At 57.1% G+C, this 14,178-nt stretch carries 12 protein-coding genes and 1 pseudogene; 6 read left to right on the top strand and 7 right to left on the bottom strand.

The window, feature by feature from the left end:
- A partial coding sequence (locus J2X76_RS30030) for a PepSY domain-containing protein (RefSeq protein WP_310221351.1) occupies positions 1-549 on the top strand: 549 nt, incomplete at its 5' end.
- A 178-nt stretch (positions 550-727) separates the two neighbouring features.
- A pseudogene (locus tag J2X76_RS30025) lies at positions 728-1,085 on the top strand (transposase); the annotation flags it as partial.
- A 118-nt stretch (positions 1,086-1,203) separates the two neighbouring features.
- Here J2X76_RS30025 and J2X76_RS30020 read toward each other — a convergent pair.
- Positions 1,204-2,067 carry an NAD(P)H-binding protein gene (locus J2X76_RS30020; protein ID WP_310221349.1) on the bottom strand — a complete coding sequence of 288 codons (864 nt, stop codon included), beginning with the start codon at positions 2,065-2,067 and terminating at the stop codon, positions 1,204-1,206.
- An 86-nt stretch (positions 2,068-2,153) separates the two neighbouring features.
- Here J2X76_RS30020 and J2X76_RS30015 point away from each other — a divergent pair, with 86 nt between their 5' ends.
- Positions 2,154-3,050: a LysR family transcriptional regulator gene (locus J2X76_RS30015; protein ID WP_310221348.1), complete on the top strand. Its 897-nt coding sequence runs from the start codon at positions 2,154-2,156 to the stop codon at positions 3,048-3,050.
- A gap of 179 nt (positions 3,051-3,229) precedes the next feature.
- Here the strand turns inward: J2X76_RS30015 and J2X76_RS30010 are convergent, their stop codons facing one another.
- On the bottom strand, positions 3,230-3,565 hold the full coding sequence (locus J2X76_RS30010; RefSeq protein ID WP_310221346.1) for a hypothetical protein: 336 nt from the start codon (positions 3,563-3,565) through the stop codon (positions 3,230-3,232).
- Between the two features lie 455 nt (positions 3,566-4,020).
- Positions 4,021-4,671 (bottom strand): LysE family transporter, encoded by a 651-nt coding sequence (locus J2X76_RS30005; protein ID WP_310221344.1) that lies wholly within the window; start codon positions 4,669-4,671, stop codon positions 4,021-4,023.
- 613 nt (positions 4,672-5,284) lie between these two features.
- Here J2X76_RS30005 and J2X76_RS30000 point away from each other — a divergent pair.
- The gene (locus J2X76_RS30000) at positions 5,285-6,595 is read left to right on the top strand and encodes a sensor histidine kinase (protein WP_310221342.1); all 1,311 of its coding nucleotides are present in this window, start codon (positions 5,285-5,287) and stop codon (positions 6,593-6,595) included.
- 139 nt (positions 6,596-6,734) lie between these two features.
- Here J2X76_RS30000 and J2X76_RS29995 read toward each other — a convergent pair whose 3' ends face one another.
- Together J2X76_RS29995 and J2X76_RS29990 are read right to left on the bottom strand one after the other, a co-directional pair.
- Entirely contained in the window at positions 6,735-7,253 is a 519-nt protein-coding gene (locus J2X76_RS29995; protein WP_310221340.1) for a hypothetical protein, read from the bottom strand.
- Positions 7,254-7,747: 494 nt separating this feature from the next.
- On the bottom strand, positions 7,748-8,143 hold the full coding sequence (locus J2X76_RS29990) for a DUF1236 domain-containing protein (RefSeq protein WP_310221338.1): 396 nt from the start codon (positions 8,141-8,143) through the stop codon (positions 7,748-7,750).
- 255 nt (positions 8,144-8,398) lie between these two features.
- Between J2X76_RS29990 and J2X76_RS29985 the strand changes: the two genes are divergently transcribed.
- On the top strand, positions 8,399-8,704 hold the full coding sequence (locus tag J2X76_RS29985; RefSeq protein ID WP_310221336.1) for a DUF1236 domain-containing protein: 306 nt from the start codon (positions 8,399-8,401) through the stop codon (positions 8,702-8,704).
- A gap of 49 nt (positions 8,705-8,753) precedes the next feature.
- Positions 8,754-9,629 (top strand): DUF1236 domain-containing protein, encoded by an 876-nt coding sequence (locus tag J2X76_RS29980; protein WP_310221334.1) that lies wholly within the window; start codon positions 8,754-8,756, stop codon positions 9,627-9,629.
- 602 nt (positions 9,630-10,231) lie between these two features.
- Here the strand turns inward: J2X76_RS29980 and J2X76_RS29975 are convergent.
- Together J2X76_RS29975 and J2X76_RS29970 are read right to left on the bottom strand one after the other, a co-directional pair.
- Positions 10,232-12,409, bottom strand: a complete 2,178-nt coding sequence (locus J2X76_RS29975; RefSeq protein ID WP_310221332.1) for an EAL domain-containing protein — start codon at positions 12,407-12,409, stop codon at positions 10,232-10,234.
- Between the two features lie 921 nt (positions 12,410-13,330).
- The gene (locus tag J2X76_RS29970; RefSeq protein ID WP_310221330.1) at positions 13,331-13,891 is read right to left on the bottom strand and encodes a LysR substrate-binding domain-containing protein; all 561 of its coding nucleotides are present in this window, start codon (positions 13,889-13,891) and stop codon (positions 13,331-13,333) included.
- Positions 13,892-14,178: the final 287 nt, after the last annotated feature.

Raw genomic sequence — 14,178 nt, 5'->3', positions numbered from 1 at the left:
CAGCCGGACGACCTTGATGCTGTGGTCGCGCAGGCCCGAGCGCTCGGCTTCGATGGTCGCTTCCAACTGTCCTTCCCGAATGGCGAGACCGGTGTCTGGACGATCGCCCGCGACACGATGAGCAACGATAGCGCCGACCCGCTTTCGGACCGCACGGTTCATATTGACCGCTACAGCGGCAAGATCCTCGCGGACATGAAGTTCGCGGACTACAGCGTCCCGGGAAAAGCCATGGCAGTCGGTATCGCTCTGCATGAGGGCGATCTCGGCGGCGGCTGGAATGTCGCGCTGAACACTGTCTTTTGTCTCTCGGTCATCTTTCTGTCCGTCAGCGGCATCGTGATGTGGTGGAAACGCCGGCCGTCGGGAGCAACCCGCCTTGTGGCGCCGGTCGTCTCGGAAAAGATGGCGGTCTGGAAAACCGGCGCCTTCGTCATGGTCGCAGTCTCGCTGCTCTTCCCGCTGACCGGCATCGTTCTTGTCAGCGTGCTCGCCCTCGACATGCTGCTTATCCGCCACGTGAAGCCGCTGAAGCGCGCGCTCAGCTAAACCCGCGCCGTACATTCCATGGAGCAAACCATGATACGAAATTTTGTCCAACTGGCCGCCCTGATCGTTTTTCTAGCACTGCCCAGAACGGTCTTCGCTCACGAATTCAAGGTCGGCGATATTGAGATCACTCAGCCCTACGCTCGCGCGATGCTTACCGGCGCCAAAGTCGGCGGGGGATGCCATCCTTGCCTGGTCAAAAGATCACAAGGTCGGGTGGCACTACATTGCGCTCGAAAACCGATGCAGAACGGCTATGTCGAGAGTTTCAACGGCCGGATGCGCGACAAACTGCTTAATGAGAGCCTATTCTTTGGTCTCGATCATGCCCGCAGCGCCATTGCTGAGTGGGCCGACGATTACAACCATTTCCCGTCGCACTCATCGCTCGGATGACCCCGGCAAGCTATGCCGATACCATTGCCGCAACCGGCTCCAACGCTGCGCGAGATGAAAGCTTCGCGTTTCCGCCGGTTGCTCACTCCGCGCCACTTGGCTTATTCAAAACCGCCGAGGCTCTAATCGCCGCCGGGTGAAAGTTCAGTGGCAGGTCAGGCTGCATAGAGGGATCCACTACAGGTACCGAAGCAAGCCACACCCCATCATAGTGGATACCCTTTCCTAGGATCCTTCAATGGACTTTGTTTCAAAACATCATTTCAAATTCGCCTTAAGGAACGAAAGCATTGTCTCGGGCTCTCGTCTGAGTATCCTTCCGAGAGTTGGATCAACAGTTCTAAATTCTCCAGCACGTGCTGCCTGATAGTATCCCAGCATCACGGCGATCGAACCGTCCGGCACGCCAGCCGCGCGCGAGGTGGATGCGAGATGTTCTTCGCTCACAGTGCTTCGCGAGATCGACTTCCCAAGTACCACTCCAGCCAACTTTGCAAGTTCAGCGAGGTCGATCGCCTCGCTGCCTGTCAGCGGAGGCGTCGGTCCATCAATTATCTCATTGCCAAACAACAGCGCCGCGTCAGCAGCGGCAAGGTCATCATGGGTCGCCCAGGCGACTTTGCCGTCTTCTGGAGCAACTATCGTTCCGGCGGCGAAACCGTGCCCGTTCATCATCAACGCGCTTTCAGCGTAGAAACCGTGACGCATGGCGGTCCATGCTAACCCTGACTCGGCCAACATTTTCTCTGTAGCGGCGTGGTCCCTACCCGGCGGAAAGTGCGAGGTGGGGGAACTTGATATCTGGCTGGTGTAGAATACACGCTGCACGCCGATCTCGCGGGCGACGCGTATTGCGTTGGCATGCTGCTTCAGAGGATCTCCCCCTGTTGCGGCAACGTTCGAGGATATCAGGAGGAGATATCTGGCGCCGTCCCATGCGTGTCTGAGGCCCGCGACGTCGTCATAATCTCCTTGGCGCACGCGTATTCCGATCGATTGTAACTCGGGCACTTTGGCTGGATCTCTGACGCTCACGCCAATGCTTTCGGGGGGAGTGAGCTCTAGAAGATTTTGTAAGATCTTGCGGCCGAGTTTGCCTGAGGCGCCTGTGATGATGAACATCGAGTTCACTCCTTGCTATGATGAACGCACCTTAAATTCGTAAGATTGTTTTGATAACCGGCAAATATTCGAATAGGCTGTTCTTCATGAAGAACAATGTGTCTCCAAACGATCTTCTCGTGCTTCTCGCAGTTGTGGGCGAAGGAGGATTTCGTACGGCAGCCAAACGCCTCGGCCTCGCTCCCTCGAAGGTGAGTGCGACTGTCTCAAGAATTGAAAAACAGCTTGGCGTGCCCCTTCTTCTGCGCACGACGCGAAGTGTCCATGCGACAGACCAGGGGCGAGCTTTGGTAGACCGCATCCAGCCGCTTCTGAGGGAGGTAGCCGCTGCTTGTCATGATGCTGCCAATTCCACTGGCCGCGTACAGGGAAACCTGAAGCTCAATGTGCCGGGTGCGGTCATGCCCGACATCCTGCCCCCACTCCTTGTCGAGTATCAACGAAGATATCCAGAAGTAGACGTTGAAATCGTTGTCGAGAACAATCTCGTCGATATCATCGCTGCGGGCTGTGACGCTGGCATTCGCTACGGTGCGTCAATTGAAAAGGACATGCTTTCCGTTCCGATTGGACCACGCGTCCAACAGATTGCTCTAGCTGCGTCACCGTCTTACCTTGAAGAGCATGGGCAACCTCAAAGCCCCTATGAACTCATGGATCACATAGGGATCCGCTATAGGCTTCCGGGCGGCCCGCTACTCCCATGGAGCCTGGTGAGCAATGATATGGTTGTGCGAGTAGAGCCCTTGAACCGGCTCATTTTGAGCGTAAACGCTATCAACACCGGTTTGAGCTATGCGCGGGCGAGCCTTGGCATAATAGGTACTTTTGCGAACTGGCTGGTAGACGACTTCAGGATGGGCACGCTCGTGCCTGTTCTTCAGCAATATTGGGCCGATGAGGAAGGGCCAAGGATTTATTACCCTAGCCGCTTCATGCCGTTGCCTCTACGCGCGTTTCTCGACGTCTGCGCATTAAGGTAGAAGGCCGGCAAAGACATTCTCTGCCTCAGCGAAGCCGGACAAAGCGCTGGGTGAAAAGGCTCTTGGACTTGGTTTTTTGCGGACTGGAGGCCGATCCACGGCGTCCCTGATTCGAGCCTTGTTCACGCGTAGAGTATTTGGCCCAGAGTTATCATTTACCTCGGCCGCCTAGGTCACCCTCACGGTCGGACGCAGCCCTTGCTGCCAATCATGGCGAAGGCCGGGCCTGAGGGTTCCGACCGATACTTGATGAGCGTATTCTCCCAATCGATAATCAGGTCTTCCCGATCCTTCTGTGACATGCCGAGATCAATGGCCTGGTTATGGGCGATAAAGACCATGCGTGAAACTTGCCCGCACAGTCGCTTCATGAAAATAAAGGCTGCCAGATCCTCGTCCTTCCAGGAAGGATCAATCTCAGGCGCATAAGCCTGCCTGATAACGGCTGGCGGAGCATTGATGAGCATTTCCATCGCGCGGTCGAATTGGCCTTCCGCCTGCAGGATAAAGTTCACGGCGGCAGTATCGGATTGTTTCTTTGCCTGCTGACGAACCAGCCGAAACTGCCAAATGGCGAGAAGTATAGCGATAGGCGTTGAAATGCTTGCGCGCGTCTACGCCACCATCAGCACGGTCTGAAGCGAAAATTGCAAATGATCCCCCAGGCTCACGGGCGGACAACGATGGGCTGGCTCGTCCGACCGTCGTTGTCCTAAAGGAAATATTGTAGCGCCCAATAAACTCCTATCGATGGCGGAAGCAGCCCACGGAACCAAGCTATCAAGGTGATCTGACCTTTGCGTCGGTGACTGCGGCCGGCTGCAGAATCCTTAAACGGCTATTCGCAAGCGCGCAAAATGGTCCCCTTGATAGAGATGTGCGACGGGAGATCTGGCATAGTATTTTATGGTCTCGTGTAAATCGGCGTTATCGATCGAATATCCTTGTTTGCTAATGCATGTGACAGGCATCAGTTCATTCCCGTTCGCATTGCCCCCATTCCCTCGATCATGAGTTTCATGCCGAGCGCGCCGACCACGGCACCGGCCGCGCGATCAATCCACCGTTTGGCCCGCAGGTAGATAGAGCGCGGTCCGTGAGACGACAGAGCAAAAGCGACGATCGCATACCAGGCGAACTCGTTGCAGAAGAGCAGGGGCGGCAGCACGAGAAGCATCCATAGCGGCGGTGAGGCTGGCAGCATTGCAGCGAACATCGACGCATAGAAGATGGCGGTCTTCGGGTTCGCAAGCTGCACCAACAATGCCCGCACAAGCGCCCGCCGGAATGAACCAGCCTGCACCGTCTCGCCATTGGAGATCTCCAGGGGTTCATTCGCGCCGCGCCAGATCTTGATGCCGATCCATAGCAGGTACGCGCCTCCGCCGATGCGAAGCGCGATGTCGAGCCACGCGAGCTGGACCAGCAGCGCAGTCAGTCCGGCCACCGCAATGGCCGCAAAAATGAAGCCACCGACACCCATGCCGATTGCCGCCGCAAGCCCTTCCGTTCGCTCGCCCGAAACGGCGATGCGCGAGACGACGACGAAACTCGGCCCGGGGCTCATCGCACCGAGCAGGAACACCCCGAGAATGGAAACGATCGTGGCAATTTCAGACATGGCTTTCTCCGGGTGTCTCTAAGGTTCTGTCTAGCCGTATTGGTCGGCCGCAACCGACGAACGACCATCCTTTCGGCACTATCGGGCGGAAGGTCAATGCCCCTTCACCTTCCGCCCAAATGACAGATACGCAGGCGAGTTCGCAACCTCCTGAAGCACTCGTTATACTCGGTCGAATGATCGCAGAAATCGCAATGCTGAAGATTTTCCGGGCACGCGGCCACCTCAATACTCCTCAGATATTCTGAAGTCTTTGGAACCATAGGGGGGACTATGCATTGAGGGAAAATACAATAAATCTCAAAATTACCTACAGGGAGGAGAAATCGTGAACAGCATCGTCTGGCTCGTTGGAGCAGTCGTCATCGTCCTGGCGATCCTTGGATTTTTCGGATTACGCTGATCATTTGCTTCAGAAAATTGGGCCCTCACGCCGATCGCGTCGGCCGCTCTTTTGAGGCATTGAAGGCCAGCTTGAACGTATCAGTTCTAATGCCGGTCCCCCAACGCAGACGGTGCTTGCTTGCGCCCCAACCCCCTCATATCCTTTTGGAGCTCTCAGTCTCTGGCGCGGCAGTTCCTTATTGCAGGCGGCGCCGTCGCAATAGCGGCGATGCTGCTGGTCGGCGCCATTGTCACTGAATTGATAGAGCATGCCGTCACGCGCAATGCTGCGGCGACCACCGCTCTTTATGTCGACAGCATGATCGCGCCGATCCTCCCCGATCTGACGACGACAAAGGAACTCGACGAGTCCGTTGAGCGGGCGCTCGACGAGACACTTGGCCACGGTGCGCTTGGCCGGCGCCTCAAATCCTTCCGGCTTTGGCGTGCCGACGGAACCATCGTTTATTCCAATGACAAGAGCCTGATGGGCAAGCGCGTCACGCCGAACGATAACTTACGCATGGCTTTCGCTGGGCAGATGGCGGCCGAGTTCAATCAGCTCGATGACGAAGAGAGCGTCGCGGAACGCACCAGCGGGCAGCCGCTCCTGGAAATTTATAATCCTGTGCTGCAACCGTGGTCAGGTGAGGTCGTTGCCGTTTCCGAATTCTATGAAGTAGCCACGGACCTCGAGTCCAGCCTGCGTCGCGCCCGCCTTGGCAGCTGGGGGGCGGTCGCGGCCGTCATCACCGTTTTCTTCCTGACGCTTTCGGCGATCGTTTTGCGCGGCAGCAAAACGATCGGCCTTCAGAGTACTCTGCTAAATGAGCGGGTCGAGGAGCTGAGCGCTCTGCTTCACCAGAACCAGTTGTTGAGTGCACGGGTTCAAAAAGCCTCACAACAGACGGCGGCTCTCAACGAGCGTTTCCTGCGTCGTGTGGCAGCCGACCTTCACGACGGTCCCGCTCAGCTTGTAGCCTACGCTTCCCTGCGGGTCGACAGTGATATGATCCTCGATTGCAAAGTGCCTCGCCTCAAACGCGCGAGCGAGGTCGCAACCATAAAGAATAGTCTTGATGAAGCCATGCAGGAGATCCGCGACATCTGTCATGGCCTGGCTCTCCCAGAAATTGAAGGGTGGGACATGGGGGAGCTCCTCCAGCGCGTCGTTTCTGGATACCAGTCCCGCACCGGCGTCACTGTGGAGCTCATGACGAAGGATGTGCCATGGGAAATTTCGCCGGCGGAAAAAATCTGCATCTATCGTTTCGTCCAGGAGGCTCTGAACAACGGCTTCCGTCACGCTGGAGCCAGAGGGCAGATGGTGGAGCAAAGGCTGGACGATGGATGCATCGTGGTTACTGTTAGAGATCAAGGGACAGGGTTCGATCCCCACAATGTAAAGACCAAGAGCCTCGGACTTACGGGGCTCCGTGAAAGGGTGGAAAGTCTGGGAGGCCGATTCCAGATCGTCAGTGGGAACAGTGGAACCACCTTAACCATGTCTCTGAAGCTTTGCCGGACGGAGACGGCCTGAAGATCTCAAGGTTGGGATTGGTGACGACCACTCTATACAAGAGGGACTGCTCGATCTAAAGTTCCAGAGGTATGCGTGAGGTGGAAGATGGAGGATGCGTTCGCATCGCGGAGGTTATGGGCGGATATGCGAACGCACCTTAGGGCCGGACCATCGAACGCACCCTAGATTCATCGGCAGAGGTCGCCTCGCGACTAATGATCGTGCGCCCGCGGCGATCCCGCATGGTGTAGCGGCCGTTCGCCAAGCTTTCCTCGATCCCTGTCTTATGACGCACCTCGATGGAGGAGCCGTTCACACTCACGGTGTCGCCAGCGGAATTATTGCCGCTATTCGCCGATGAACCGTTGCTATTGCTATTGCTATTGCCGCTGGCGTTCCCACCACTACCGTCGCCACCGCCACCCTTTCTTCCTCCGCTACCCCCACCATTGCCGCCTCCGTTACCCCCACCATTGCCACCTCCGTTACCGCCGCCATTGCCGCCTCCGTTGCCTCCGCCGTTTCCACCCCCATTGCCTCCACCATTACCGCCGCCATTACGGGCGAACGCATTTTCGCTGAGCGCCGCTGTGGAAAGACCGCCGACGCGCAGTATCATGCCGATGGCAATGGCTGAGCTTGTTTGGCCCAACAGAAAATATCGACGTGATAACATCGGAACCTCCATACAATTCCACTATGTCTACGTCAGGCTCAGCGGGTTAGACCACCCTCCTGAGCATTTCCTGGTTCTCAACCGGCTGCAACACCTGCGGCAACCATCCCAAACGCCAAAATGGCAACGGTGATAAGAAGCCAACGAGCCTGATATACACTCTCTTCCATATGAACCTCCATTGGCTCGAACACCGCGCAAGGCGGTCTGGACAAGCCGTGCTGCAAATTTATGCTCGACCTCGATCTCATCGACATTGGCTTCCGAAAGAAGCCTTTACGCCCTGTTGGGATGGTCAGGGGGCGGTGGCCTCTGACAACGCTTCAGGTACGAAGACCCTCGCCGAAGCGTGGTCTACCGGCGGGCCAAAAAACGCAAGCGCACCGACCATTCCAGCCATGACAAATAATATTCCGAAGAAAACCGATTTCATTCTTCTGCCCGCCGAATAACAACGCGATGGCGGCCGCTGCGTGTGCGGCCGCCGGAGCGGTTTAGTTGATCACCTGAATGACCTTACGCGACGTCGGTTCGACGATGACGCGCTGCTTGTTGACGACAGCATAGGCATATTTCGGGTTGTCCGGGACCGGCTGAACGACAACCGTCTGTGGCAGCGCTTGGCCTACAACGACCTTTTCGCGAACAACAACGGTATCGGCCGGAACCGGTGCATCGCGAACATAGCTTACGACGCGCTCCGGCGGCGGATCAATGACAGTACCTGCGACGGCGCCGACCACGCCGCCGACGGCGGCACCAACGGGGCCCCCAACGATAGCTCCGGTGACGGCACCTCCCGCGGCACCGTTGACCGTCGACTGCTGAGCGGACGCGGTGCCTGCCGCAAGGACGATGCCGGCAGCAATGATAATCTGTTTCCCAGACATGATCGTTCTCCCTGATTGGCTTTGATGTGCCGGAGAAAAACCCGGTCGGGTCACCACAGTTCCCGATACGGGCTTTGGTCCCGCCGGGAATAGGTCTTTAGTCTCAGTCACTTGGGGCGGCTAGAGCGATCCTTGGGACCTTGGTCTATAGTCCCATGCGACTGAAGGCCCTGACCTGGAACAATGGTGCATTCGCTCGGTTGAGATGCCGCTTGCAACAAGCAACAACATCCAGAAAATTAGGAGGAATACATCATGGCAAAGCACCTCTTTGGAATTACGGCCGCTTTCGCACTCGCTATCAGCACGAGCGCCGCGCTCGCTCAGGCGGTGGTCATCGAGCCCCAGCAGGAGACCGTCATCAAGGAATATGTTACCAAGCATAAGGTGACTGCGGTGGACGTTCCGAACGTCAAAATCGCCGTTGGTACCGCGCTTCCCGACACGGTCGAATTGCACACGATCGACGCTCCAAACGTGACCTACCGTTATGTCAACGTCAACGGTACGACTGCCTTGGTTGATCCGGGCACACGCAAGGTTATACGCGTCCTCGATTGACGCTCCTATCGCAATTCCAGCGCACAAACACAGCTTTCAGGAGAATCCAATGACCTCGTTGAGGAAGACAGCCATTGTCGCGGCGTTTTTTGCCGGTTCGACACTTTCTCCCATCCCCCTTCTTGCGCAGGACGCGCCGGGAAACCAGAAGCTTATCCCTCCGGCTCAGACCCAACAGGATTCCAAACCCAAGCAGGGATCGGCTTCGACCGATAGCAATGCTCGGATGAAACAACAGCCCGGCTCGGCCGACGCTGGCCCGAAGGCGGACGCTCAGATCAAGCCACAGAGCGACGAGCCGTCACGCAACACCGCCTCCGGTTCCGTCGCAAAGCCTTCTCGCGACCAGGCGCAGTCGGATCAGATGAAGAAGCCTGGATCGGCCGACTCGAAGTCCGATACCACGGCGAACCAGAGCGATCCTAAATTAAAGCCGAACGGCGACACCGCAGCCACACAGCAGCAGCAGTCAGATGGCCAGAATACCGCCGCTTCGCAAGACAAGCAGCCGGCAGGTCAGGATCAGCAGTCGGCACAGGGTACCCGTCAGACCGGCACCTCCGAGATGAACAAATCCAACACCGCCCAAAGCACGACGACCCAGACCAAAGAACAGAACAACGCAGACGCGGGCTCGGCTAATCGTCCGTCGAACGAGATCACCGGCAGCATCAACATCTCAACCGAGCAGAAGACCGAGATCCGTAACATGATCGTCGAGAACAAGGTTGAGACCGTGAAGCCAACCTTTAGCGTCTCCGTCGGGGTGGCCGTCCCAAAGACCGTGAAGCTGCACCGTCTGCCGCCGAAGGTGGTTGAGATCGTTCCTCAATATAAGAGCTACGAATACTTCGTGCTGGCCGACAATCGGATCGTCATCGTCGAACCGTCGACCTACGAGATCGTCTACATCCTGGTCGTTTGAAGGCGACTTTGATGTGCTGGGCGCGGTCGCCAGCTTCTGAGCTGGCGACCGTTGCTCATTTCTGAAGGGGTGTTGAGGTCTTGAGCATCTGTTCGCTCCAGCGCCATTTCTTCTTGACAGCTTAGTTTCCAGCACCCATCCGGATCAATCGTTCGACCATCAGGTCTGGTTTCGGCTTCTTTGATAATGAAATCATTCGAGCCAACATCATCACGGTAGCGGTAAGAAGTAAGATCCTGTTTTGCATTCGATCCTCCCGTGGTCGTTTGAACGCCGCAGGTTCTCCGAGTCTGCGGCTAAATAAGTTTGACCTCTTCACCACTCCCAAGAGTCTAAAACCTTCATACGCGGCTGGTTCGAATTACCGATGGCTTCGGTTCGACGCGGACGTGCTGAAGCATCTACTGTCCTCGCGGGTCGGAGGCGTCTGCGACATGCGTCATGTTTTCCAAATCATTTGTAGGGTAGCGTCCCGAGCAGTCTCACGCCATACGGTCAAAGGTCCGATGCAGCCGGCAAATTGCGCCGAAGCCACTTGCTCGCAGACGGCTCCGAACGACCGGCGGCGTCCCCGTTCGAAACATAAGGCCCCCTTGCCGCCTCTAATCAAGCCGTGAAAATTTCCTTTCCACTCCCTTGTAGAAATCAATAATGGCGGCACGGGCAAGAGGCCGGGAGAACAGAAAACCTTGTAGGCTATCGCACCCAAGGTTCACCAAAGCATCGCTTTGTTCATCCGTTTCCACGCCTTCAGCCGTTGTCTTAAGCCCCCTGGCCCGGGCCATCGTGATCATCGCCTCGACGAGCGGCTTGCTCTCCGTCTGCATCGCATCGACGAATGACTTGTCGATCTTGATCCTGTCAACCATCAGATCTTGCACTCTTGAGAAGGAAGAATATCCGGTTCCGAAGTCGTCGATTGCGATCCGCACGCCTGCCTTTCGGAGCAAGGCGATGCTACGATCGCTATGCCCTTCTCCAGCGATAGCCGAAGTTTCGGTGATTTCGATCTCAAGCCTCTTCGGATCGATGTTCCATTTCGCCAATCTGGACAGGACGCGAAGAGGATAGCCGTCAGAACAAAGCTCCCGTGCAGAAGCGTTGACCGCCATAGTGATGTGCGGAAGATCGGCCATGACGCTGCAGGCATCTTCAAGCACAATCTCACCGATCTGCTGAATAAGGCCAATTTCCTCGGCGATTGGGATAAAGACATCGGGACCGATGAAGCCTTCCTCCGGATGCTTCCAGCGGGCAAGCGCTTCCATCGATGAAAGGCTATTTTGCTCCCGCGAATATACCGGCTGATAAAAGGTCTCGATCTGAGATCTCGTCTCGATCGCAAGCCGAAGGTCCTGCTCAAGCTTCCGGCGCCTGCGCAGCAACTCGTCCATGTGGCTTCCGAAGATCGCGTAGGTGTTCCGACCTGCGGCCTTTGCGTGATAGAGCGCTATGTCCGCCTGGCGCGTGAGCTCCGAGGGATCGGCGGGGCCGTAAGCAATGGCAGCTCCGACACTTGCGCCAATAACGATATGGATGCCATCGATCTTGAAAGGCTCCCGCAGATGCTGCACGACCCGGAGGCAGGCGGCGGCCACTGCTTGGTCATCGGATTCTTTGGACAAGACGGTGAACTCGTCACCTCCGATGCGGGCGATCAATGCATTCGGCATGACCTCCCTCATTCGCTGGGCCACGAGTGAGATGAGTTTGTCTCCCGTTGGGTGCCCGAAAGTATCATTCACAGCTTTAAACCGGTCGAGGTCGATGAACAGCACAGAGTTGCCGTCGTCTTCAGAAGCGGCGATGAGCCGGGCGGCGATTTCGCTGCTAAAGTGCGCGCGGTTTGCAAGGCCAGTCAGAGGATCATGCAAAGCGAGATGCTGGAGTTGCTGACGACTTGAGGCAAGCCGAGCTGAACGTCTCCAGATCGCATTCCCGCACAGACTGGCCGCGGTGAATATGGCAACCGCTGCCAGGCCGATTGCCGGCAGTGTCGCTTTCATCACGCTCGCCCCAGGACGAAACGGCCGCCAGGTGAAATACCCGATAGTAGCACCCGAACGAGATGTTAAAGGAATGAATGCGTGCTCAGCGTCGTTCGGAGCATCATCCGCGAACCGCATTTCAGTGAACTGGTATTCTTTCCCGATCTCGGATCCGAAACCCTGGTCGAGGAACCTCACAGCAACATGGAGATTTTGCTCACCCGGCTTTTGCTCAAGATTACCGGAATCCGACACGATTGGCTTGACGCTCACGATCGCCGGTCGCCGTCCCACATATGCCAGGTCGCTTTCGCCAATCGAGAGCACGCGTTCCGTGATCCCTTCGGTATCGCTGGCGGCAAGCCGCTTCTGCAGTGCATCGGCCAGCGGCATGTAGGCCAGGCGCAGATCATCTGATGATGCCGCATTATCGGAGGGTGCTATGAATTCGTAGATCGGGGTTCGGTCGGAGGAAAGTACGATTGCGGCGTCATGCCCGAAATAGGTGTGCATCCACTCGCCCAGGTTTGACGTCAGCCATCCCAAATCGCGCTCGCCGGTTCTGCGAACAGCATCGTCCCAGACCGTCGCGCTTTCTTGGTCATGAGCGACCGCATCCTGCATCTTGGAGACGATCAGACTGACGAGATCCCGCTGCCGGACCTCCGCAACGATATCGGTCTTCACTGCGGCCCAGTGGAGGGTGCCCAAGAGAAGGCATCCGATGATCAATGACGCGGCCGCCGGTAGAACCCATTTTACAACCCATTGCGACCGTACCTGCCTGCTCATTTACATTACATCCTTCTATATGAGCAGAGGATAAAACGAGGGAGTTAATGCACGGGGAATGGGATTGGTTAGCATTTCCTTCCCAAAGTACGGCCGTTCGCCCAAGGTGAATAGAGACCTGCGCCTGCGACGCCTGCTGCAAAGGATTGCACCATTCTTTTGTGGAGGGCCACATCCTACTGCGGTCGTGCCCGTTGCTCTTAAAGGCAGACAGATCAGCGCCCCGTTCAACCTAAGGCGACGTCACTCCAAACGCATGGCCAGCGAGCCTGGACAGGACTTGGCGCCCTGATCCAAGGTTTGAAGCCTGAGGCACAAAAGGCCTGCGTCGGTCCGCCGGGACGCAGGCCCTCAACCCCACGCAGTACACCAGGGTCAAAAGAAGAGGGGCGCCCGTTTTTCCCGTGCGACCCCTCGACAGACTGGTGGCAGCCATATAATAGCACAACTTCGACGCGCGCGCCACTCTCGGAATCGGTCCCGGCCGATCTGCGACGGGGTGAATTTACTGAACCATCCTTATCAAGGCGTGCTGGTGTCATCCGTTCGGTCGCGTCCAAACCGAGCGATCTGTCGCAAGCCTTGCGCAAAAGCGCCGGTGTCGGCGCGAGGCATACGAAGCCAAGGCGCAATGCCGCCAATGTAGATCGGGTGCGAGGCCGTCGGAATCCTCTCTCGCTTCCAATCGTCTGTCTAAGCATCGGGGGCCTGATCTACATCGGTCCTTATGTGGAACTGAACCCAGCGCCAAGCTTTCGGGCATGATCTACTGCATGCCGATCTGTCCATCTTACTGATACCACTTCATCTTTCAATCTCTGCACTGTCTCAACCTGTGCCGAACGTCCCCGAGTGAGCCCACACCCAAGCGTCAAGAAGCATAAGATCGAAACAGTCTCTAAGCCCCACCTCGATTGCTTCTCAAAACAGGTCAGGCGCGATGCCAGCCTTGTCAGGCAGACAATCACGGCTGGACTCCAGCTCGGCCCTCTGCCTGGCAATGTCGTGACCGAACACCGCGCTTTGCCCGTTGCGGGCCTTTCCAGCGCATATGACGGTCGAGACGTTCGTGCGCTCCGTCAGCGTAACGGCGCCCGGCACATAATTCGTTGTCGGACGTTCAGGCCTGCGCGGCATAAACTCTTGCACCTCTTTCAACATCCAGTTCCGAAACGCGCGGATCTTCGGGTCGTCCTGATTGCCGACGCGGTAGAGCAGATCGTATCCCCACTCGACCTCAATGGCAGCTCCGGGGAATAGTGATACCAGCCTATCGGCGGCAAGGTCTTCCGCAACAAGGATGCTACGTCCGAGGGCGACGCCCGCCCCTCGAATGGCAGCGTCAATGGACATGCTCCCATGACTATATCCGGGTCCCCGCGTGCCGGGGTAAGGCAGGTTCATCGTCGCGAACCACCGCTCCCAGGTGGTGTTCATCCCGATCTCGTGAATGAGGTGGCATTTGAACAAGTCGCGCGGCACGCCAATCCCGCCGATCTTGGGCTGGCGGCCGCCGGAAAGCGAACAAGCTCGTAGCTGCTTTGAGGTTCGCCCTCTTTGAATTCCCCCGCTCGGTTACTCCCCGAGCGATTTGGCCCGCCTTTGGCGGGTCTTTTTTGCGCGGTGAACTATGACTGGTTTGGTCGAGCGCCGCGTCGACGAGCTACTGCCGCGGAATTTCCTTTCCTGTGATGGCTGACAGAGACGTTGGCCCACACAAAGCGCTCCAAAACGAGCCGCGGCGTGACCTAGTGGACTACTCGATGTGT

The organism is Neorhizobium sp. 2083, from assembly GCF_031455615.1.
Lineage (GTDB): Bacteria > Pseudomonadota > Alphaproteobacteria > Rhizobiales > Rhizobiaceae > Neorhizobium.
Note: the sequence above shows the minus strand (reverse complement) of the source record. Positions and strands in the feature narration are given on the sequence as shown.

Coding starts and splice junctions, on each gene's coding strand:
- J2X76_RS30005 (WP_310221344.1), bottom strand. CDS start 4,671: ATGTCTGAAATTGCCACGATCGTTTCCATTCTCGGGGTGTTCCTGCTC.
- J2X76_RS30020 (WP_310221349.1), bottom strand. CDS start 2,067: ATGTTCATCATCACAGGCGCCTCAGGCAAACTCGGCCGCAAGATCTTA.
- J2X76_RS29980 (WP_310221334.1), top strand. CDS start 8,754: ATGACCTCGTTGAGGAAGACAGCCATTGTCGCGGCGTTTTTTGCCGGT.
- J2X76_RS29985 (WP_310221336.1), top strand. CDS start 8,399: ATGGCAAAGCACCTCTTTGGAATTACGGCCGCTTTCGCACTCGCTATC.
- J2X76_RS30000 (WP_310221342.1), top strand. CDS start 5,285: ATGCTGCTGGTCGGCGCCATTGTCACTGAATTGATAGAGCATGCCGTC.
- J2X76_RS30015 (WP_310221348.1), top strand. CDS start 2,154: ATGAAGAACAATGTGTCTCCAAACGATCTTCTCGTGCTTCTCGCAGTT.
- J2X76_RS29975 (WP_310221332.1), bottom strand. CDS start 12,409: ATGAGCAGGCAGGTACGGTCGCAATGGGTTGTAAAATGGGTTCTACCG.
- J2X76_RS29995 (WP_310221340.1), bottom strand. CDS start 7,253: ATGTTATCACGTCGATATTTTCTGTTGGGCCAAACAAGCTCAGCCATT.
- J2X76_RS29990 (WP_310221338.1), bottom strand. CDS start 8,143: ATGTCTGGGAAACAGATTATCATTGCTGCCGGCATCGTCCTTGCGGCA.